The organism is Streptomyces sp. NPDC127084, assembly GCF_042724175.1.
In the GTDB taxonomy this organism is placed as follows: domain Bacteria; phylum Actinomycetota; class Actinomycetes; order Streptomycetales; family Streptomycetaceae; genus Streptomyces.
Window position 1 is genome coordinate 17477 of record NZ_JBHXFA010000061.1, and the last position, 20104, is coordinate 37580.

Annotated in this window: 22 protein-coding genes; 15 read left to right on the top strand and 7 right to left on the bottom strand. The window is 69.2% G+C overall.

Features of this window, described 5'->3' with window-relative positions; translation table 11 throughout:
* Window positions 1-209: 209 nt before the first annotated feature.
* Window positions 210-1325 carry a magnesium/cobalt transporter CorA gene (gene corA, locus ACFWI9_RS16455; RefSeq protein ID WP_387162490.1) on the top strand — a complete coding sequence of 372 codons (1116 nt, stop codon included), beginning with the start codon at window positions 210-212 and terminating at the stop codon, window positions 1323-1325.
* Window positions 1326-1375: 50 nt separating this feature from the next.
* Here the strand turns inward: corA and ACFWI9_RS16460 are convergent, their stop codons facing one another.
* The gene (locus ACFWI9_RS16460) at window positions 1376-2281 is read right to left on the bottom strand and encodes a phosphorothioated DNA-binding restriction endonuclease (protein ID WP_387162492.1); all 906 of its coding nucleotides are present in this window, start codon (window positions 2279-2281) and stop codon (window positions 1376-1378) included.
* A 99-nt stretch (window positions 2282-2380) separates the two neighbouring features.
* Window positions 2381-2959, bottom strand: coding sequence for a hypothetical protein (locus ACFWI9_RS16465; protein ID WP_387162494.1), 579 nt, complete (start codon window positions 2957-2959; stop codon window positions 2381-2383).
* 127 nt (window positions 2960-3086) lie between these two features.
* Here ACFWI9_RS16465 and hemL point away from each other — a divergent pair, with 127 nt between their 5' ends.
* From hemL to ACFWI9_RS16505, 8 genes are all read left to right on the top strand, one after another.
* Window positions 3087-4403, top strand: coding sequence for a glutamate-1-semialdehyde 2,1-aminomutase (gene hemL, locus ACFWI9_RS16470; RefSeq protein WP_387162496.1), 1317 nt, complete (start codon window positions 3087-3089; stop codon window positions 4401-4403).
* Window positions 4400-5092: a histidine phosphatase family protein gene (locus ACFWI9_RS16475; RefSeq protein ID WP_387162498.1), complete on the top strand. Its 693-nt coding sequence runs from the start codon at window positions 4400-4402 to the stop codon at window positions 5090-5092. Before hemL ends, ACFWI9_RS16475 begins: the two co-directional genes overlap by 4 nt.
* 169 nt (window positions 5093-5261) lie before the next feature.
* On the top strand, window positions 5262-6530 hold the full coding sequence (locus ACFWI9_RS16480) for a hypothetical protein (RefSeq protein ID WP_387162500.1): 1269 nt from the start codon (window positions 5262-5264) through the stop codon (window positions 6528-6530).
* 143 nt (window positions 6531-6673) lie between these two features.
* Window positions 6674-7282: a TlpA family protein disulfide reductase gene (locus tag ACFWI9_RS16485; protein WP_387162502.1), complete on the top strand. Its 609-nt coding sequence runs from the start codon at window positions 6674-6676 to the stop codon at window positions 7280-7282.
* 1 nt (window position 7283) lies between these two features.
* Window positions 7284-8021 (top strand): cytochrome c biogenesis CcdA family protein, encoded by a 738-nt coding sequence (locus ACFWI9_RS16490; RefSeq protein ID WP_387162504.1) that lies wholly within the window; start codon window positions 7284-7286, stop codon window positions 8019-8021.
* Window positions 8022-8024: 3 nt separating this feature from the next.
* Complete coding sequence (locus tag ACFWI9_RS16495) at window positions 8025-9914, top strand: cytochrome c biogenesis protein ResB (RefSeq protein ID WP_387162507.1); 1890 nt, start codon at window positions 8025-8027, stop codon at window positions 9912-9914.
* Window positions 9911-10996 carry a c-type cytochrome biogenesis protein CcsB gene (ccsB, locus tag ACFWI9_RS16500; protein WP_387162509.1) on the top strand — a complete coding sequence of 362 codons (1086 nt, stop codon included), beginning with the start codon at window positions 9911-9913 and terminating at the stop codon, window positions 10994-10996. The genes ACFWI9_RS16495 and ccsB overlap by 4 nt, the downstream gene beginning before the upstream one ends.
* A 94-nt stretch (window positions 10997-11090) precedes the next feature.
* The gene (locus ACFWI9_RS16505) at window positions 11091-11624 is read left to right on the top strand and encodes an SRPBCC domain-containing protein (protein ID WP_387162512.1); all 534 of its coding nucleotides are present in this window, start codon (window positions 11091-11093) and stop codon (window positions 11622-11624) included.
* On the opposite strand, the gene ACFWI9_RS16510 is transcribed toward ACFWI9_RS16505, so the two are convergent.
* The 3 genes from ACFWI9_RS16510 to ACFWI9_RS16520 all read right to left on the bottom strand — a co-directional run bounded on the left by ACFWI9_RS16510 (window position 11611) and on the right by ACFWI9_RS16520 (window position 13524).
* Window positions 11611-12540 (bottom strand): isopenicillin N synthase family dioxygenase, encoded by a 930-nt coding sequence (locus ACFWI9_RS16510; protein ID WP_387162514.1) that lies wholly within the window; start codon window positions 12538-12540, stop codon window positions 11611-11613. The two genes, ACFWI9_RS16505 and ACFWI9_RS16510, sit on opposite strands and share 14 nt — an antisense overlap.
* Window positions 12530-12985 (bottom strand): nucleoside deaminase, encoded by a 456-nt coding sequence (locus ACFWI9_RS16515; protein WP_387162516.1) that lies wholly within the window; start codon window positions 12983-12985, stop codon window positions 12530-12532. Before ACFWI9_RS16515 ends, ACFWI9_RS16510 begins: the two co-directional genes overlap by 11 nt.
* A gap of 149 nt (window positions 12986-13134) precedes the next feature.
* Window positions 13135-13524 carry a PLD nuclease N-terminal domain-containing protein gene (locus ACFWI9_RS16520; RefSeq protein WP_387162518.1) on the bottom strand — a complete coding sequence of 130 codons (390 nt, stop codon included), beginning with the start codon at window positions 13522-13524 and terminating at the stop codon, window positions 13135-13137.
* 86 nt (window positions 13525-13610) lie between these two features.
* On the opposite strand from ACFWI9_RS16520, the gene ACFWI9_RS16525 reads away from it, so the two are divergent.
* The 3 genes from ACFWI9_RS16525 to ACFWI9_RS16535 are packed head-to-tail and all read left to right on the top strand — an operon-like array spanning window position 13611 to window position 16593.
* Window positions 13611-15062 (top strand): menaquinone biosynthesis decarboxylase, encoded by a 1452-nt coding sequence (locus tag ACFWI9_RS16525; protein WP_387162521.1) that lies wholly within the window; start codon window positions 13611-13613, stop codon window positions 15060-15062.
* Window positions 15059-15961: a menaquinone biosynthesis prenyltransferase MqnP gene (mqnP, locus tag ACFWI9_RS16530; protein ID WP_387162523.1), complete on the top strand. Its 903-nt coding sequence runs from the start codon at window positions 15059-15061 to the stop codon at window positions 15959-15961. The genes ACFWI9_RS16525 and mqnP overlap by 4 nt, the downstream gene beginning before the upstream one ends.
* 26 nt (window positions 15962-15987) lie before the next feature.
* Window positions 15988-16593, top strand: a complete 606-nt coding sequence (locus ACFWI9_RS16535; protein ID WP_387162525.1) for a Uma2 family endonuclease — start codon at window positions 15988-15990, stop codon at window positions 16591-16593.
* Here the strand turns inward: ACFWI9_RS16535 and ACFWI9_RS16540 are convergent.
* A complete protein-coding gene (locus ACFWI9_RS16540) occupies window positions 16583-17203 on the bottom strand; it encodes a rhomboid family intramembrane serine protease (RefSeq protein WP_387162527.1) in 621 nt (206 codons plus the stop codon). The two genes, ACFWI9_RS16535 and ACFWI9_RS16540, sit on opposite strands and share 11 nt — an antisense overlap.
* Window positions 17204-17295: 92 nt before the next feature.
* On the opposite strand from ACFWI9_RS16540, the gene ACFWI9_RS16545 reads away from it, so the two are divergent.
* Window positions 17296-17988 carry a UbiX family flavin prenyltransferase gene (locus ACFWI9_RS16545; protein ID WP_387162529.1) on the top strand — a complete coding sequence of 231 codons (693 nt, stop codon included), beginning with the start codon at window positions 17296-17298 and terminating at the stop codon, window positions 17986-17988.
* 42 nt (window positions 17989-18030) lie between these two features.
* On the opposite strand, the gene ACFWI9_RS16550 is transcribed toward ACFWI9_RS16545, so the two are convergent.
* Complete coding sequence (locus ACFWI9_RS16550) at window positions 18031-18186, bottom strand: hypothetical protein (RefSeq protein WP_387162532.1); 156 nt, start codon at window positions 18184-18186, stop codon at window positions 18031-18033.
* Between the two features lie 114 nt (window positions 18187-18300).
* Here ACFWI9_RS16550 and ACFWI9_RS16555 point away from each other — a divergent pair, with 114 nt between their 5' ends.
* Window positions 18301-18756, top strand: coding sequence for an Lrp/AsnC family transcriptional regulator (locus ACFWI9_RS16555; protein WP_387162534.1), 456 nt, complete (start codon window positions 18301-18303; stop codon window positions 18754-18756).
* Window positions 18757-18843: 87 nt separating this feature from the next.
* On the top strand, window positions 18844-20007 hold the full coding sequence (gene mqnE / locus ACFWI9_RS16560; RefSeq protein ID WP_387162542.1) for an aminofutalosine synthase MqnE: 1164 nt from the start codon (window positions 18844-18846) through the stop codon (window positions 20005-20007).
* Window positions 20008-20104 lie beyond the last annotated feature (97 nt).

The window sequence follows — 20104 nt, forward strand, 5'->3', positions numbered from 1 at the left end:
ATGCCTTACATTCAGGCCATCGGCAGAGATGGCTTCCAGCTCAAATAGGTTCACCGTCCAAAAGCATGTCCGGATGGTGCGATGGGCGCTCGGCGTCAGCCCGCGCACCTCCGGCGAACCCGCCCGATACCCCCGCCATGGACAAGCCGCCGCCCGTCGGAGAGTGTGGTTGGCGAAAGACCCCAGTCCGCCGGGAGCCGATCTTGTCGATGATGCGCAACCTCCGACGTGCCGTACGCCGTGCGTACCGGCGGACCGTCGACCTGAGCCACCCGGCCCGCTCGCCGCTCGGCAGCTCCGTCGTCAACTGCGTGGGCTACTCGGACGGAGTGCGCCAGGCAGGGAGCTGCCCGGCCGACGAGGCGCTGCGGCGCGTACGCAAGGAGAACAGCGCGGCTCCCGGCAGCAACAGCTTCGTGTGGCTCGGGTTGCACGAGCCGACGCAGGACGAATTCGCCTCGATCGCCGAGCTGTTCGGCCTGCATCCGCTCACCATCGAGGACGCCGTCAACCCGCACCGCCGCGCCAAGGTCGTGCCGTACGACGACACGCTGATCGCCGTGTTCAGGACCGTCTCCTACGCGGAGCACGACCAGCTCACCGCCACCAGCCAGGTCGTGGAGACGGGCGAGATCAAGGTGATCACCGGCCGGGACTTCGTCATCACCATCCGCTATGGCCGCCATGGCTCCCTCGGCCCGCTGCGCGAGGCTCTGGAATCCGTTCCCGACCAACTGGCGAAGGGCCCCTCGTCCGTACTGCACGCGGTGGCCGACTTCGTCGTGGACGAGTACGTCGCCGTCGCCGACGCGGTGCAGGACGACATAGACGCGGTCGAGCTCGCCGTCTTCGCCGAACACGCCGGTCGCGGTGAGAAGGGCCGCGGCGAGGCGGGGCGTATCTATCAGCTCAAGCGCGAACTGCTGGAGTTCAAACGGGCGATGACCCCACTGAACCGTCCGCTCGAAGCTCTCGCCACCCAGCCCGCCACGGTGATCGCCCCTGAGATACGGCCGTACTTCAGGGATGTGGCCGACCATCTCGCCCGCGCTGTCGAGCAGATCAACGGTTTCGACTCGCTGCTCGACTCGATCCTCCAGGCGCACCTGGCGCAGATGACCGTCGCCCAGAACGAGGACATGCGCAAGATCACCGCCTGGGCGGCGATCGTGGCCGTGCCGACGATGGTCTGCGGCATCTACGGAATGAACTTCGACCACATGCCCGAGCTGCGCTGGACCTACGGCTATCCGGTCGTCCTCGGCGTCATGGCCGTCGCCTGCTTCGTGATCTACCGCGGCTTCCGCCGCAACGGCTGGCTCTGACCCGGCGCCACCGGCCCGAACCCCCGCGTTCCGTACCGGCATCGGCGAGGTCAGGCTGTGCTGGCCTGGCGTGGAGCGCCTTGGAACACCTGGCTGCTGTGCCAGGCGAGGTGGTCGGCCGCGACAGGGCGTGTTCCCGGCTGCGGCCCGACGAGCGGTCGGCCCGCGAGGGCTATGACGTGCTCGCGCGCGGCGCTGCTGTGGCCGACGAAGCGCTGTGAGACCAGGACCCGGTGGTCATCCCCCACCATGGCCCCGACCCCCAGGACGCCCTTGTCGAAGAGCTTGTGGTGCAGCGAGCACAGGCAGAGACCGTTCTCGACCTCGTCCGGTCCGCCGAACGCCCACCAGCGCACATGCGCCGCCTCCAGTCCCACCGGCACCGCGCCGATCCTGCCGTCGTAACCACAGAAGGCGCATCGGTACTCGTACGCCGTCAGCACCAGTTCCCGCATCCGCCGGTCCCGCTGCCTGCGCCGCGCTGTGAAGTCCTCGGTCTCCGCCGACTCGAGCTCCAGGCCGACGGCTTCGCACAGGTCGCCGTGCAGGGACGGCGGGAAGTGCAGGTCGAGCAGCAGCCGTGCCATCCGGCTCAGCAGCGCCGGTTCGCGCCTCAGCGCTGTTCTCAGCTCCGGAGCGAGCCGTCCGGTCGCGCCCTTCCCCCTGAGGTCACCCAGCCCGGTTCCGGGGCTGCCCGGTCCGTGGTCGGTGTGCACTTCCCATACGCCGTCGCCGACCAGATGGTGGAAGGGGTAGGCGGGCGTGGTCTTGTGGGGCGGCCCGTACTCGGTCAGCAGTCGCTGGAGATCCTGTTCGACCGCGCTGTACCGCAGGCCGCCATCGGCGTCGTCCTGGAACCGCCCGAGTGCGTAGAGCAGGAGCAGCGGCTTGTGCGGGGCGCGGGTTCCGCTCCTGGTCCACTGCCTCAGCTTCGCGGTGCGCTCCAGCCAGTCCACGAGGGGTGATCGTAGAGGGCCGTTCGAGACCCATGCCCGCCGATTACCGGCCCCGGCTCAGGACCGGTGAACATCACCAGGACCGCCGACCAGCCCGGCTCAGGGCCACACCAGGCAGTACGGCTGATGCCCCGCCTCATGCAGACGATGGCTGAAATCCTGCCATTCGTGCAGCAACTGGTACACGTTGAACGCGTCCCGTGGCCCCCCGCGGTCCGGGACCGTCGACCAGATGAAGGCAGCCGCGCCCACCGTCTCCTCGCCGATGTCGCGCAGCGGGTCGACGACCGTCATGGGGAGCTTGACCACCGCGTAGTCGGGGTGCAGGACCACCAGCTCCAGCGGCGGCACCTTGTTCAGAGGCATGCCCTGGATGCCCGTGAGGACCATCGCGGCTATCGTCTCGGGCTTGATCTTGCTGAACATCCCGCCCATACCGAGCTCGTCCCCGCCGAGCTCTTCCGGGCGCATCGAAATGGGCACACGAGCGGCCGTGGCGCCGTCGGGGGCGCCGAAGTATCTGTATGTGACCCCCATGCCTCGGCCACTCCTGCTCTGTACGGGCTCGCGCGTGCCCTCCACGGGTTCAGGGGAGCCATGCCGCCGATGCTTCCCTCGCCGGGCAGGCTCGGGACCCAGGTCGTCGGTACCCTCGCCCGGTCCGCCACCGCGATGCATATCTCCACCCGACTGCTTTTTATGACGCACAGCGCAGGCCGCGCAACCCGATCATCGTGACAGTGACCTCCCCCACGGAGGTGTGGTGAAACACCTGTCCGCGAGAACGCCGAGGGCCTCTGACACCATGGATTCCGTGAGCTTTCCCTATGACGCCCCAGTTTCGCAGACGCTTTTCGACCGCGCGTCCCTCGTGACGCCCGGCGGCGTGAACTCTCCGGTCCGCGCCTTCCGTGCCGTGGGCGGTACGCCCCGGTTCATGGTGTCCGGTACCGGTCCGTACCTGACCGACGCGGACGGTCGCGAATATGTCGATCTTGTCTGCTCGTGGGGTCCGATGATCCTCGGCCATGCCCATCCGGAGGTCGTCGCCGCAGTTCAGGCGGCTGTGGCCCGTGGCACCTCGTTCGGTACGCCGGGGGAGGGCGAGGTCGCGCTCGCCGAGGAGATCGTGGCCCGGGTCGCACCGGTCGAGCAGGTGAGGCTTGTCTCGTCCGGTACGGAGGCCACGATGTCGGCGATCCGGCTCGCCCGCGGCTTCACCGGGCGCGCCAAGGTCGTCAAGTTCGCCGGCTGCTACCACGGCCATGTTGACGCGCTGCTGGCCGCGGCCGGCTCCGGGGTCGCCACCTTCGCGCTCCCCGACACTCCCGGTGTCACCGGCGCGCAGGCCGGGGACACCATCGTGCTGCCGTACAACGATCTGGAATCGGTTCGCGCCGCGTTCGCCGCGCACCCCGGTGAGATCGCCTGTGTGATCACCGAGGCATCCCCCGGCAACATGGGCGTGGTGCCGCCGCTGCCCGGTTTCAACCAGGGGCTCAAGGACCTCTGTGCCGAGAACGGCGCCCTGTACATCTCCGACGAGGTCATGACCGGTTTCCGCACCTCGAAGGCCGGCTGGTACGGCGTCGACGGGGTGGCGCCGGACCTGATGACCTTCGGCAAGGTCATGGGCGGCGGCTTCCCGGCCGCGGCGTTCGGCGGCCGGGCCGATGTGATGGGCCACCTCGCCCCCGCAGGGCCGGTCTACCAGGCGGGCACCCTCTCGGGGAACCCGATCGCCACCGCCGCGGGCCTCGCCCAGCTCCGGCTCCTCGACGACGCGGCGTACGAGAAGGTCGACACGGCCTCCCGGCGGATCCAGGCGCTTGTCACCGAGGCGCTCACCAAGGAAGGCGTGGCGCACCGGCTGCAGACCGCGAGCAATATGTTCTCGGTCTTCTTCACCGCGCACGAGGTGCACGACTACGACGACGCCCGGAAGCAGGAGGCGTTCCGCTTCAACGCCTTCTTCCATTCGATGCTGTCGCAGGGTGTGTACCTCCCGCCGTCCGCTTTCGAGTCCTGGTTCGTGTCGGCCGCACACGACGACGCCGCGATCGAGCGGATCGCCGCGGCGCTCCCGGCCGCCGCCCGCGCCGCCGCGGAGGCCACCGCATGAGCAGCATGGACATCCATACGGAAACGACCGTGGTTCATCTCATGCGCCACGGAGAAGTCCACAATCCGGATGGCGTGCTCTACGGCCGCAGGCCCGGTTACCACCTCTCCGAGCTGGGCCGGCAGATGGCCGACCGGGTCGCGGGGCATCTGGCGGACCGGGACGTCACTCATGTGGTCGCCTCGCCGCTGGAACGGGCGCAGGAGACCGCGGCGCCGATCGCCAAGTCGCACGGTCTGACCCTGGACACCGACGAGAGGCTGATCGAGGCCGGGAACGTCTTCGAGGGCAAGACCTTCGGCGTCGGCGACGGCGCGCTGCGCAAGCCGGGCAACTGGAAGCACCTCACCAACCCGTTCCGGCCTTCCTGGGGCGAGCCCTATCTGGAGCAGGTGGACCGGATGATGGCGGCCCTGGAGGCGGCCCGCGACGCGGCCCGCGGCCATGAGGCAGTGCTCGTCAGCCACCAGCTGCCGATCTGGACACTGCGCAGCCATGTGGAGCGCCGCCGCCTCTGGCACGACCCGCGCCGCAGGCAGTGCACGCTCGCCTCGCTCACCAGCTTCACCTTCCAGGGCGACCGGATCGTTTCCGTGGGCTACTCCGAGCCCGCCCGCGATCTCGTACCGGCCCATCTGCTCGCCGGCGCCAAGCCCGTGAAGGGCAAGTCGAAGGCCTTCGGCGCGTAGCGGCACGGTCACCTGACGCATTGCGGCGCGGGTCCCGGGAACCCTCCTCGGCGGCACGTCATCTAACACATCGGCCTGTACGCGGGCTTTGTGTGGGCTGGAGACAGTCCGGGCGTGGCCTGTACGTGGCCGGTATGGCGAAACCGCCAGGCGACAGGGACGGGACAGCATGCGCGAGATCAGCCGAAGGGGCCTGCTCGGGGCGGGACTCGGCGCTGCGGCGGCGATGGGCATCGCCGGGTGCGGCCTGGGATCCGGGAGCGACGGGAAAGACGGGAAGGGCGGGGCGGGACAGCCCGGGGGAGCGGGGGGTGACGGTACGTCATCCACGTCCCCCGGCAGGTCCGCCCCGCCCTCTCGTTCCATAGGCGACGGTTCGACCGCCGACACCGGGAAGCAGCCCAACCAGCCGGACAAGCCCGTGCCGCTCCAGCCGGGCCAGGCTCCGCCGCAGTTCGTGGTGTTCTCCTGGGACGGCGCGGGCGAGGTCGGCAACGGCCTCTTCCCGCGTTTCCTGGAACTCGCCAAGAACCATGACGCGGCGATGACCTTCTTCCTCTCCGGTATCTATCTGCTGCCCGAGGCGAGGAAAACGCGCTACCGGCCGCCGGGCAACCCGGTCGGCGCCTCCGATATCGGCTATCTCAGCGACGACCACATAAAGGACACCTTGAAGTACGTCCGCCAGGCCTGGCTCGACGGGCACGAGATAGGCACGCATTTCAACGGGCACTTCTGCGGCGGATCCGGCTCGGTTGGGAACTGGACCTCCGCGCAGTGGCAGAGCGAGATCGACCAGGCCGTGTCCTTCGTCACCGAGTGGAAGACGAACAGCGGCTGGACGGATATCGACCCGCTGCCCTTCGACTACCGCAAGGAACTCGTCGGCGCCCGCACCCCGTGCCTGCTCGGGCAGGACAATCTGCTGCCGACCGCGAAGAAACTCGGCTGGCGATATGACGCCAGTTCGCCGGGCGGCCGGCAGCAGTGGCCGCAGAAGCGGGACGGGCTGTGGGACCTGCCGCTCCAGGCGATGCCCTTCCCCGGGCACTCCTTCGAGGTGCTCTCGATGGACTACAACATCCTGGCCAACCAGTCGCGCAACTCCACCAAGGGGAACCCGGACCGCTATCCGGGCTGGCGCGAGCAGGCCACCGAGGCGTATCTCAACGGGTTCGACCGCGCCTACGAGTCGAATCGCGCACCATTCTTCATAGGCAATCATTTCGAGCAGTGGAACGGCGGCATCTATATGGACGCCGTCGAAGAAGCGCTCAAGACGATGGCGGGGAAGAAGGACGTGCGTCTGGTGTCGTTCCGGCAGTTCTGCGACTGGCTGGACGTCCAGGACCCGAAGGTCCTCACCAGGTTGCGTGGTCTGGAAGTCGGCCAGGCGCCGGCAGGCGGTTGGAAGACCTTCCTGAAGGCCACCGCCTAAAGCCCCCGCGATCGTTCGCCCAAGCCCCCGTGACCGTCCGCGCTGGGCGGCGCTGAGCCCGTTTAGCTGCCCTTGACAAGGGTCTTTACGGGCACGGAGGGGGGCGCGGAAGATCCCCTGAACGCCCATGCGAAACTTTTCACATGAGCCTTGTCCGCGCCCCTCGACGCACCCTTCTCGCCACCGGAGCAGGCGTACTCGCCGCCGTGCTCACGCTGTCAGCGTGCAGTGGCGACCTCAAAGGCACGTCCGGTGGCGGCAACGACACCAACTTCGTGACCGGCACCGGCGGGATCTCCACCGTCGCCAAGGGCAAGCGGACGGCGGCGCCCGAACTCACCGGCAAGGATCTCGACGGAAAACCGCTCGCCCTGGCCGACTACAAGGGCAAGATCACCGTGGTCAACGTCTGGGCCTCCTGGTGCGCGCCCTGCCGAGGCGAGGCGAAGGATCTGGAGAAGGTCGCCACGGAGACCAAGGACAAGGGCGTGGCGTTCGTCGGTATCAACGCCCGGGACGACACGGTCGGCGCCGCGCTCGAATTCGAAGAGGACTACGGGGTCAGCTACCCGAGCTTCCACGACCCCATCGGCAAGCTGATCCTGGAATTCCCCAAGGGCAGCCTCCACCCGCAGGCCATTCCGACCACGCTCGTGCTGGACCGGGACGGAAAGATCGCAGCGCGCGCCCTGCGTCCCGTGGACGACGAGATGCTCCGCTCCATGATCGACCCGCTGATCGCGGAGAAGTAGCGTGAACGAGACGGTCTACAGCGGTGCGCTGCTGCTCGCGCTGCCCATCGCCGCTCTGGGAGGGCTGGTCTCCTTCTTCTCCCCGTGCGTGCTGCCGCTGGTCCCCGGCTATCTGTCGTACGTGACCGGGATCACCGGTGCGGACCTGGCCGAGGCCAGAAGGGGGCGGATGGCCGCCGGAGCACTGCTCTTCGTGCTCGGCTTCACGGCCGTCTTCGTCTCCGGCGGTGCGCTGTTCGGCTACTTCGGGGACACCCTCCAGCAGTACCGGGAGACCCTCGGCATCGTCCTCGGTGTGCTGATGATCCTCATGGGCGTCTTCTTCATGGGCCTGATGCCTTTCCTCACCCAGCGAGAGTTCCGGTTCCACAAGCGGCCCACGGCGGGCCTGGCCGGTGCTCCACTGCTGGGCGTGCTGTTCGGCGTCGGCTGGACCCCGTGCATCGGGCCCACGCTGAGCTCCGTCAACATCCTGGCCCTGGAGCAGGGCACCGCGGCCCGCGGCGCCCTGCTGATGGTCGCGTTCTGCCTCGGGCTCGGGTTGCCGTTCATCCTCGCCGCCGTCGCCTTCCGCAAGGCGCTCGGTGCGTTCGGCTGGGTGAAGCGGCACTATGCGTGGGTGATGCGGATCGGCGGCGGCATGATGGTCGTCACCGGTCTGCTGCTGCTGACAGGCGCGTGGGATGCCCTGGTGCAGGAAATGCAGGGCTGGTCCAACGGCTTCCAGGTGGGGATCTGATCCATGAGCAAGACCGACACGACCGGCGAGAGCGGCACCGGTCCGGGGGTCCCCGAGGACGTGGCGCCTGAGGTCCCGGAGGAGGTCCCAGCCTCCGAGCAGGGCGTCGGCGCATCCGGCGAATCCGGTGACCTCGGCAAGGCCGGTGCGCAGCTCTCCACCGCTCCCCAGGAGCGTGCCGTGCCCGGCTCCTTCGGCGGTCCGCGCACACCGGGTGCCGCCGGTGCCATCGCCTGGACCTTCCGCGAGACGATCGGGTGGGCGCGCTGGTTCTGGCGGCAGCTCACCTCGATGCGGATCGCGCTGATCCTGCTCTTCCTGCTCTCGCTCGGCGCCATCCCCGGCTCCCTCATCCCGCAGAGCGACGCCAACGAGCTGAAGGTCCGCACCTGGAAGCAGGACCACGAGTTCTGGGCGCCGGTCTTCGACAAGCTCCAGCTCTTCGACGTCTACGGCTCGGTGTGGTTCTCCGCGATCTACATCCTGCTGTTCGTGTCGCTCATCGGCTGCATCGTGCCGCGCACCTGGCAGTTCGTCGGCCAGCTGCGCAGCCGCCCGCCGGGCGCCCCCAAGCGGCTCACCCGGCTCCCGGCCCACACCACCTGGCGCACCGACGCGGACCCGGAGGCGGTCCGCGAGGCCGCGCTCACGCTGCTGCGGAGGCGCCGCTTCCGCGCCCATGTCGAGGGCGACGCGGTCGCTGCCGAGAAGGGCTATCTGCGCGAGGTCGGCAACCTCGTCTTCCATGTGTCGCTGATCGTGATGCTGGTGGCGTTCGCCGTCGGACAGCTGTTCAAGTCCGAGGGCGGCAAGCTGATCGTCGAGGGCGGCGGCTTCTCCAACACGCTCACCCAGTACGACGACTTCAGGTCCGGTTCGCTGTTCGACATGGACGAGCTGGTCCCGTTCAGCTTCACCCTGGACCGTTTCACGGGTACGTACGAGGCCAAGGGGCCGCAGCGGGGCACACCGCGCACCTTCGAGGCCGCCGTGACCTACACCGAGGGCGTCCGGGGCAAGGAGCGCAAGCGGATCATCAAGGTCAACGAGCCTCTGGAGATCGACGGCGCCAAGGTCTACCTGCTCTCCCACGGCTACGCCCCGGTGGTGACGGTCCGGGACGGCAGGGGCAAGCAGGTGTACCAGGGCGCCGTGCCGCTGCTGCCGGTCGACAGCAACGTCACCTCCACCGGCGTCATCAAGGTGCGGGACGGCTACCGCGACGCGAAGGGCAAGAGGGAGCAGCTCGGCTTCCCCGCCTTCTTCGTGCCGACGTACGCGGGCAAGGGCAAGGGCCAGATGTTCTCCCAGTTCCCGGCGCTGGTGTTCCCGGCGCTGAACCTCGGTGCGTACCACGGGGATCTGGGCGGCAACGGCGGAGTGCCGCAGAACGTGTACCAGCTGGACACCAGCAGGATGACCCCGTTCAAGACCGCCGGGGGCGACGTGTTCAAGCAGACGCTGCTGCCCGGCGAGACGATGAAGCTGCCAGGCGGAGCCGGCTCGGTCACCTTCGAGAAGGAGATCAAGGAGTGGGCCAGCTTCCAGGTCTCCCAGCAGCCCGGCAACGGCCTCGCTCTCGCGGGCGCCGTCGCCGCGATCGCCGGACTCGTCGGCTCGCTGTTCATCCAGCGGCGCCGGGTCTGGGTGCGGGCCGTGCGGGATGAGAACGGCACGGGGCTGACCGTCATCGAGATGGCGGGCCTCGGCCGCACCGAGTCGGCGAAGCTGCCGGAGGAGCTGGCTGAGCTGGCCGCACTGCTCCACACCCAGGCGCCGACCGCGTCCGAACCGACCGCCGGAACCGGCCCCGCCGACCCGGATACCGGCCCCGCCGACCCCGAAGTCGAAGTCGAAGTCGAAGCCAAGTCTGCCAAAGGGGCTGACAAGTGACGCTCGCCGCCGCCACCAACGAGAGCCTCGCGGAGTTCAGCAACGGGCTGATCTACTCCTCGATGGCCGTCTACACACTGGCTTTCCTCGCGCATATCGCCGAGTGGGTCTTCGGTAGCCGCAGCAAGGTCGGCCGCACCGCCGCCGCGCTGACCGCCACCGCCCCGGCAGGCGCCGCCGCACCCGCGGTCCGCGTCACCCGGCAGGGCGGCGCCACCAGCGTCCTGGAGCGCCCCAAGGTCGTGACCCGTGCGACCACCGGACAGCGCGACGTCCCCGACGGCCCCGGAGCGGCAGGCGGCACCGTCAAGGGCGACCTCTACGGACGGATCGCGGTCTCGCTGACCGTCCTGGCCTTCCTGGTCGAGGCCGCGGGTGTCACCACCCGCGCGCTGTCGGTGCAGCGTGCCCCCTGGGGCAACATGTACGAGTTCTCGACCACCTTCTCCACCGTCGCGGTGGGCGCCTACCTCGGCTTCCTGCTGGCGAAGAAGAACGTCCGCTGGATCGGGCTGCCGCTGGTGACCACGGTGCTGCTGGACCTCGGCATCGCCACCACCTGGCTCTACACCGAGAGCGACCAGCTCGTCCCGGCGCTCCACTCCTACTGGCTGTGGATCCATGTCTCGACGGCGATCTTCTGCGGAGCGGTCTTCTACCTCGGCTTCGTGGCGACCGCGCTCTACCTCTTCCGCGACTCGTACGAGAACAAGCTGGCCACCGGCGGCAACCCCGGCTCCTTCGCCCGTTCGGTGCTGGAGCGGCTGCCATCGGCGGCGAGCCTGGACAAGTTCGCGTACCGCGTGAACGCGGCGATCTTCCCGCTGTGGACCTTCACGATCATCGCCGGGGCGATCTGGGCCGGTGACGCCTGGGGCCGCTACTGGGGCTGGGACGCCAAGGAGGTCTGGTCGTTCATCACCTGGGTGGCGTACGCGGCGTATCTGCACGCCCGCGCCACCGCCGGGTGGAAGGGCCGCAAGGCGGCGTATGTCGCGCTGATCGCCTTCGCCTGCTTCCTCTTCAACTACTACGGCGTCAACCTGTTCGTGAACAGCCTGCACGGCTACGCGGGCGTCTGACCCCTCCCCTGGCCGTAGTCCTGGCTCCAGTCGGCAGTCGGCCGGGTGGGCGCACGCGGTAGCGGCCCCCGGCCACCCGGGCGACGCTGGTGCCATGAGCGAACCGATCCCTCATGGCACCAGCGAGACCCGCGAAGGCGGCGACGGCACCACGACCCACCTCCTGCACTTTGTGGTGCGGCTGCCCCATCCCGTCGTACGGGTGTGGGCGGCCGTGGCGACCCCGGAGGGCCTGCCGCAGTGGCTGGCGGTCGCCGATCTGCTGGAGACCCACCTGGGCGGCGGGGTACGGCTGCGCTGGCTCAACGCCCCCGACGATGCCGAGGAGACGGTGGCCACCGGGCGCGTGACGGCCTGGGACATGGAGTCCGTCGCCGAGTACACCGTCGAACCGCACGGCCGGATCCGCTTCCACATGGAACCGGCGCCCGCCGACTCGCTGGCGACCGTGCTGCGCTTCACCAACGAGTTCACCGGGACCGACGAGCAGCGCCTGGACGACCTGGCGGGCTGGCACCAGCACTTCGAGTACCTCGAGCGGGCGCTCGACGGACATCCAGCCGACTGGGGCGCCTGGACCCCCGGCCGCTTCCGCGAGCTGCGCGCCGAGTACGTCAGTCGGCCGTGATCGCGTCCAGCCGGTCCCGCAGATACACGTGCGAGTCGATGCCCCGGACGTCCGTACCCGGGTCGCACTCGTAGAAGTAGACGAGCGACATCAGCTCCTCCGCCGGTACGTCGGCGGGCGGCGGAAGCACCCGGTGGCGCCCCGAGCACCAGCGGCCGTCCGTCCAGCGGGCCATCAGATCGCCGATGTTGACGGTCAGCGAACCGGGCACCCAGGGCGGGTCCTGCCAGCCTCCGCCGTCTGTGAAGACCTGGAGCCCGCCCTTGCCGGTCTGCCGGTCGAGCACGGTGACCGTGCCGAAGTCGGTGTGCGGACCGATCCGGAACTGCCCCGGCTCCGGCTCCCCGACCGTGTCCCGGCCCGGATACCAGTTGATGTTGAAACCCCAGGTCGGATGGCCGGTGTGCCGGGTGAAGAAGTCTTCCGGCCCACCGAGCGCGGCACCGAGCAGCCCGAGCAGCCGGTCCGACAGCTCCCGCATCTGCCGCAGATACGCCTCCACGGCGGGCCTGAGCGCCGGCACCTCGCGCGGCCAGCGGTTCGGCAGAAACCACTCGGCGTCCACCGCGGGCACCCCGGTCGGCTCGTCCGCCGCGAAGGACAGCGACTCCTTCAGGTCGGGCGGTGTCGCGCCGCCCTCGGCGTACGCGTTGGCCTCCGCACCGGGACCGAGCCAGCCGCGGCCGCCGACCTTCACCGCGTACGGCTCCTTCGCAGCCGGCGGCAGCCGGAAGAAACCGCGCGCCGACTCCCGGATCCGGGCGCCCAGCTCCGGGTCCACACCGTGGTTGGTGACCAGCAGGAACCCCGCGCTGCGCAGCGCGGCGTCGACGGTGGCGGCGGTCACGGCGCGGGCGGCCGGGTCCCCGGAGAGCCACGGCTTCAGATCGATGACCGGGATCACTTCACGCGTCATCGCCGATGTCCTCGTTCCACAGCTCGGGGCGGGTACGGATGAACTCGCGCATCAGCGCCGTACAGTCCGGATCGTCGAGCACCGTCACATCCACACCGTGCGCGGCGAGCCAGCCCTGGGCACCGGGAAAGGTCTCCGCCTCGCCGACCACGACCCGCGTGATACCGAACTGCCGCACGAGCCCGGCGCAGTACCAGCAGGGGGACAGGGTGGTGACCATCGTCGTACCCCGGTACGAGCGCCGCCGCCCCGCCGCACGGAACGCGGCGGTCTCCGCGTGCAGCGAGGGATCACCGTCCTGTACGCGGCGGTTGCGCCCCTGGCCGAGCAGGGCGCCGTCCGGGCCGTAGAGGGCCGCGCCGATGGGGATACCGCCTTCGGCGAGCCCCGCGCGGGCTTCGCCAAGCGCGGTGGCCAGCCACCGCCGTGCCTGCTCCGGGTCCATGCGCCCACTGTCCCGTGCGGGCGGCGCGGGACGCCAGAGCGACGCGGCTCGACGCCTTCTGCGGATTCAGGTGCTGAGGCCCGGTCCTCCGCCAGCCGGATCGGCCTTCGCCAGCCCGATCGGCGCCCGCCGGCTCCGATCGGACACGGTCAGGCCTGGCCGCCGCCGGATTCGCCGCCGTCCCGCCGCCGCTCCTGCTCGCTGCTCTGCCCGGGGTCCTCGTCGCGGCCCCGCCCGGGGTCCTGCTCCCGGCCCTGCTCGGGGCCCTTCGCCTGGCGGTTCTCGTCACCCAGCGACTTCAGGAAGTCCGGGTTGTCGTCCGGCGCCACCCATCCACCGCGGCGCGCGGGCTGCCGCCCCGCCCGGTTCTTGCCCGCGATCAGCCAGGAGACCGACCCCACGAGCGGGAAGAGCAGCACGAGGATCGCCCATATCGGCTTCGGGATGTACCTGATCTGCTTCTCGTCCGTGGAGATGCAGTCGATGAAGGCGTAGATGCTGAGCGCCAGCGGCACCAAGAACATCAGCACCCGGAACATTGGCGGCCCCCTGCGTGCGGAGATCGGGGCCGTGTGAGCGGCCCCCGTGACGGTTCCAGCCTAGCGAGTGGCAGATACTGGACGGCATGGCTTACGACGATCTTCGCTCGCTGCTGCGCGCACTGGAGCGCGAGGGCGACCTCAAGCGCATCAAGGCCGAAGTCGACCCCTACCTCGAAGTCGGCGAGATCGTCGACCGGGTCCAGAAGTCCGGCGGCCCCGCGCTGCTGTTCGAGAACGTCCGCGGCTCCGCCATGCCGCTGGCGATGAACGTGTACGGGACGGACCGCCGCCTCCTCAAGGCACTGGGCCTGAAGTCCTACGACGACATCAGCGCGAAGATCGGCGGACTGCTCAAGCCCGAGCTGCCGCACGGGTTCATGGGCGTACGCGAGGCGTTCGGAAAGCTCGGCGCCATGACCCACGTACCGCCGAAGAAGGTCAAGGACGCGCCGGTGCAGGAGGTCGTGCTGCGCGGCGACGAGGTCGATCTGGAGCAGCTTCCCGCGCTGTTCACCTGGCCCGACGACGGCGGCTCGTTCTTCAACCTGGGTCTGACCCACACCAAGGACCCCGAGAGCGGTGTGCGCAATCTCGGGCTCTACCGCCTCCAGCGCCATGACAAGCGCACCATCGGCATGCACTGGCAGATCCACAAGGACAGCCGCAACCACTACCAGGTGGCCGCGCGGCGCGGTGAGAAGCTGCCGGTCGCCATCGCCTTCGGCTGCCCGCCCGCCGTGACGTACGCCTCGACCGCGCCGCTGCCCGGCGACATCGACGAGTACCTCTTCGCGGGCTTCCTCCAGGGCAAGCGGATCGAGATGGTCGACTGCAAGACCGTCCCGCTCCAGGTCCCGGCGAACGCCGAGGTCGTCATCGAGGGCTGGCTCGAGCCCGGCGAGATGCTGCCCGAGGGCCCGTTCGGCGACCACACCGGCTTCTACACCCCGCAGGAGCCCTTCCCGGCGCTCACCATCGACTGTGTGACGATGCGTCGGCGCCCGCTGCTCCAGTCGATCGTGGTCGGCCGTCCGCCGACCGAGGACGGCCCGCTGGGCCGGGCCACCGAGCGCTTCTTCCTTCCGCTGCTGAAGGTCATCGTCCCGGACATCGTGGACTACCACCTGCCCGAGGCCGGCGGCTTCCACAACTGCGCGATCGTCTCGATCGACAAGAAGTACCCGAAGCACGCCCAGAAGGTGATGCACGCCATCTGGGGCGCGCACATGATGTCGCTGACCAAGCTGATCGTGGTCGTGGACTCCGACTGCGACGTCCACGACCTGCACGAGGTCGCCTGGCGGGCCCTCGGCAACACGGACTACGCCCGCGACCTGACGGTGGTGGAGGGCCCGGTGGACCACCTGGACCACTCCTCGTACCAGCAGTTCTGGGGCGGCAAGGCGGGCATCGACGCCACGAAGAAGTGGCCCGAGGAGGGCTACACCCGGGACGGCGGCTGGCCCGACATGGTGCTCTCCGACCCGGACACGGCGGCGCTGGTCGACCGCCGCTGGAAGGAGTACGGCCTGTGAGCGCCTCGGCCGCGGCGGTCCCGAGTCCCGGCCGCACCAAGGCGTTCCTGCGCCTGGTGATGATCGAGCACTCCGTCTTCGCGCTGCCCTTCGCCTATATCGCCGCGCTGACGGCCATGTTCCAGCTCGACGGGCGCGTCGACTGGGTGACGCTGCTGCTGGTCACCGTGTGCATGGTGGGCCTGCGCACGTTCGCGATGGCCTGCAACCGGATCATCGACCGCGAGATCGACGCCCGTAACCCGCGCACCGCGAACCGTGAGCTGGTGACGGGCGCCGTGACCGTACGGTCCGCCTGGACCGGCGCGGGCATCGCCCTGGTGCTCTTCCTGGGCGCCGCCGCCCTGCTCAACCCGCTGTGCCTGGCGCTCGCGCCGCTCGCGGTGGTCCCGATGGTGGTCTATCCGTACGGGAAGCGGTTCACGAACTACCCGCACGCCATCCTGGGCATCGCCCAGGCCATAGGGCCGGTCGGAGCGTGGCTCGCGGTCACCGGTTCCTGGTCCTGGGACGCGGTGATCCTCGGCCTCGCGGTCGGCGTCTGGATCGGCGGCTTCGACCTGATCTTCGCCTGCCAGGACGTCCAGGCCGACCGCGCCCACGGAGTGAAGTCGTTCCCGGCCCGCTTCGGCATCCCGGCGGCGCTGTGGGGGGCGCGGGTCTGCCATGCCGTGACGACGGGCCTGCTGGTCTGGTACGCGCTGGCGACCGGCGCCGGGCTGTTCTTCTGGGCCGGTCTTGTGGTCGTCGCGGTGGCGTTCGTCTACGAGCACACGATCGTGACACCGCACGACCTGTCCCGGCTGAACAAGGCGTTCTTCACGGTCAACGGGTTTATCGGGATTAGCCTTTTCGTGTGTGCGCTGATCGATCTGGTCGTTCGAGGTCTCACCCCGTAGCTACTGTGCGGCCTACCATCGAGTGCATGGACAGGGAGGCCGATGTGACAGCTACCGTCTCGGAGATCGACCGTCTGCACTCGCAGCTCAGCCGGCTTGAGGACATGTTCCCGGGCTATCGGACGGAGATCGTCGAGGGCGCCATCGTGATGAGTCCCGTGAAGCCGCACCACAACCAGACGATCTGGAAGCTGTGGAGCGCGATCGGAGCCCAGCTCTCCGAGGAGTGGGGCTTCCTCAGCGACGTCACGATTCCATTCGACGACGCGAACGAGTTCTGCCCGGATCTCGCCGTGATCCCGAAGCGAGAGGCCGAGAAGAACCTCAGCGCCTACTCGCCCGATCTCATCGAGTTGGCCGTCGAAGTGGTCTCACCGGGCAGCGTCCGCAACGACTACGAGATCAAGGACCGGGCCTATGCGCGGCGCGGCATCCCGCACTACCTGATCTTCGACCCGTACAAGGCGCACTGCGTGACGCACTGGAACCCGAGCCCGGACGGCTATCTGGGCCGGGACACGCTTCCGTACGGCAAGACCGTCGTCGTGGAGACCGGGATCGGCAAGCTCTCCCTGGACACCGGAGACCTCCCGGTGGACCCCAGCGCCCCCGGACCGCCCGTTACACAGTGAGTTCCGCGGTCCCCGCCCCCGCCCGCCGCCTGCGGAACAGGAAGGCCGCCCCCACCCCGCCCAGCAGCCCGAACAGGTGCGCCTGCCAGCTGATGCCGCTGTCGGCGGGAAGCACACCCCACAGGATCGAGCCGTAGAGCCCGGCCACCAGCAGGCCGATCAGCACATCGCGGAAGCTGCGGTCCACGAAGCCGCGCGCCAGCACATAGCCGAACAGTCCGAAGACGACGCCAGACGCGCCCAGGGTGATCGACCCGGACGGGGAGGTCAGCCACACGCCGAGGCCCGAGGCCGCGATGACGGTGAGCACGACCCCGGCGAACCGGCCCATGCCGACTCCCAGCGCGGCGAGGAAGCCGAGCACCATCAGCGGGAGGCTGTTGGCGGCGACATGGCCGAAGCCGACGTGGAGGAACGCGGCGGGCAGGATGTCGGCCAGTTCGGACGGCTCGCGCGGGGTGACCCCGTAGGCGTCGAGGGCATTCCCCGTGGCGAAGTCGACGATCTCCAGCACCCACAGCAGAGCCACCCAGCCGAGCATCAGCACGGCGGCCGTGGCGGCACGGCCGGTCCTGCCGGCCCAGGTCGATCCCGTGGACGTGGCTGTCATGGTGGCCCCCGTGGTTTCCTGCGTCTCCCCCCGGAAACGTCCGGGGTACCTTAGTCGGTTCCGCCATCACATGGCCGGATAGGCTCGATCCCATGAATGACGCCAACCGCACCACCCACCGAACCCCGTGGGTCGTCGGGGTCTCCGGGGCCTCGGGCACCCCGTACGCAGCAGCCGTGCTGCGGGGGTTGCTCGATGCGGGTGAGAGCGTGGACCTGGTGGTGTCGCGCGCGTCGCGGCTCACTCTCCTGGACGAGACGGGGATCGCCTTCCGGGACGCGCGCTGGCGGGACGATCTGCGCGAGTGGCTGACCCGGGGGGCTGATGGCAAACCGGGCACGTTCGCGGTGGCTGACGCGGCTTTGGCGGATATACGCCACTGGGCGGTCGGCGACCTCGCCGCCGGACCGTCCTCGGGCTCGTACCCGGTCAAGGGGATGCTGATCGTGCCGGCTTCCACGGCGTGTGTCGCGGGGGTAGCGCTCGGGCTCTCGAAGGACCTGCTCCAGCGTGCGGCGAGCGTGATGCTGAAAGAGCGTCGCAAGCTGGTGGTCGCGCTGCGGGAGACCCCGCTGAACGGGCAGACCCTCAGGCATCTGGTGGCGCTGGACGAGGCGGGCGCAGTGGTGCTGCCCGCCTCTCCGGCGTTCTACGCGGGCGCGACGCACATCCAGGATCTGGTGGACTTCGTCGCGGGGCGGGTGCTGGACGCGGCAGGGGTGCCGCACCGGCTGTACCGCCGCTGGGAAGGGGAGCTGGGAGGTGCCCAGTCCCGTAGTGACTGAAACGGCCAGCCGACTGAGGAGCAGCTGGTGCCAGCGCTGGTACTAGCGCTTCTTGGCCGGGCGACGGGCGGGGCGGGCGGAGCCCCGGTCGACGCGGTAGGCGGCGGCAGGCTGGTGGGCACGCGAGCGGTTGGCCAGCTCCTGAAGCTGCCTCATGTGGGCGTGGGCCATCTCGATCGTGTACACGGTGAGTGTCATCTCCTGTATAGATCGTCTTTGATCGTTTGAAAGATTCACAGGGTGTCGGCCCTGCGTGCCTTAGATTCTACACGTAAACTTGCGGTATCGCTGAATAATGGAAGGCTCAGGCATATGGACGCCGTGGATAGGCAGCTCATCCAGGCTCTGCGCGAGAACGGCAGGGCTTCGTACGCGGAGCTCGGCCGACTCGTCGGACTCTCCGGTCCCTCCGTCACCGACCGCATCAACCGCCTGGAAGCCGCCGGCGTCATCACCGGCTACCGGGCCACCGTCGACTCCGCCTCGCTCGGCCTCGGCGTCACCGCGCTCGTCGGCATCTCGCTCTCCGACGCCGCCGACCACGAGGACGTGGCGCGCCGGCTGCGCGACCTGGCGGAGATCGAGGACTGCTGGTTCATCGCGGGCGACGACTCGTACATGCTCAAGGTCCGGGCCGGTGACGTGGACGGTCTGGAGAAGACCATCCGCCGGCTGTCCGGGACGAAGGGCGTCTCGCGTACGCGCACGACGATCGTGCTCTCCACGAAGTGGGAGAACCGGGTCGGGGACCTGCCCGAGCAGCCCTAGGCGTAACGTGGGTGAGGCCTCCGGGGGGTGACCTCTCAGGGGCAGGAATGCTCCAGGACGAGGACAAGACAAGTGGGAGGCGACCGCATGGACGCGGGGCTCAAGCGCGAGCTGGAGGAGAAGGTCCGGGCCGGCGAGCGGCTGAGCCGTGAAGACGGCATCGCCCTCTACGAGTCGGACGACCTGGCCTGGCTCGGCGGTCTCGCCCACGAGGTGCGCACACGCAAGAACGGCGACGTGGTCCACTTCAACGTCAACCGCCACCTCAACATGACCAACGTGTGCACCGCGTCGTGCGCCTACTGCTCGTTCCAGCGCAAGCCGGGCGAGAAGGACGCGTACACCATGCGCATCGAGGAGGCCGTGCGCCTCGCCAGGACGATGGAGAGCGAGAACCTCACCGAGCTCCACATCGTCAACGGCCTCCACCCCAACCTGCCGTGGCGCTACTACCCCCGCTCGCTCAGCGAGCTGAAGAAGGCGCTGCCGAACGTCTCGCTGAAGGCGTTCACGGCCACCGAGATCCACCACTTCGAAACGATCTCGGGCCTGAGCGCGAGCGAGATCCTCGACGAGCTGATCGACGCCGGTCTGGAGTCGCTGACCGGCGGTGGCGCCGAGATCTTCGACTGGGAGGTCCGTCAGCACATCGTGGACCACCGCACCCACTGGGAGGACTGGTCCCGCATCCACCGCCTCGCGCACGAGAAGGGCCTCAAGACCCCGTGCACGATGCTGTACGGGCACATCGAGGAGCCCCGCCACCGCGTGGACCACGTACTCCGGCTGCGGGAGCTCCAGGACGAGACTGGCGGCTTCCAGGTCTTCATCCCGCTGCGCTACCAGCACGACTTCGTGGACATGCAGGACGGCAAGGTCCGCAACACGCTCCAGGCGCGCACGACGATGGCCACCGGCGCCGAGGCGCTCAAGACCTTCGCCGTCTCCCGGCTGCTCTTCGACAACGTCCCGCACGTCAAGGTCTTCTGGGTGATGCACGGTGTGCAGACCGCCCAGCTCGCGCTCCAGCACGGCGCGGACGACATGGACGGCTCGGTGGTCGAGTACAAGATCACCCATGACGCCGACAACTACGGGACGCCGAACAAGCTCACCCGGGACGACCTGCTGGACCTGATCCGGGACGCCGGTTTCCGCCCGGTGGAGCGGAACACCCGCTACGAGATCATCCGCGAGTACCCCGGCCCGGACGCGGACCGCCGCGAGTCGCCGCAGCCCATGCGGGTCTGACTCCCCGAGGCTCTCCGGGGCGCCGGCCCGGGCTAGGCCGCCCCCCCCCCCCGGATTTGGCCCCCCCAGACCCCCACGCGACCACCACCCCCACAAC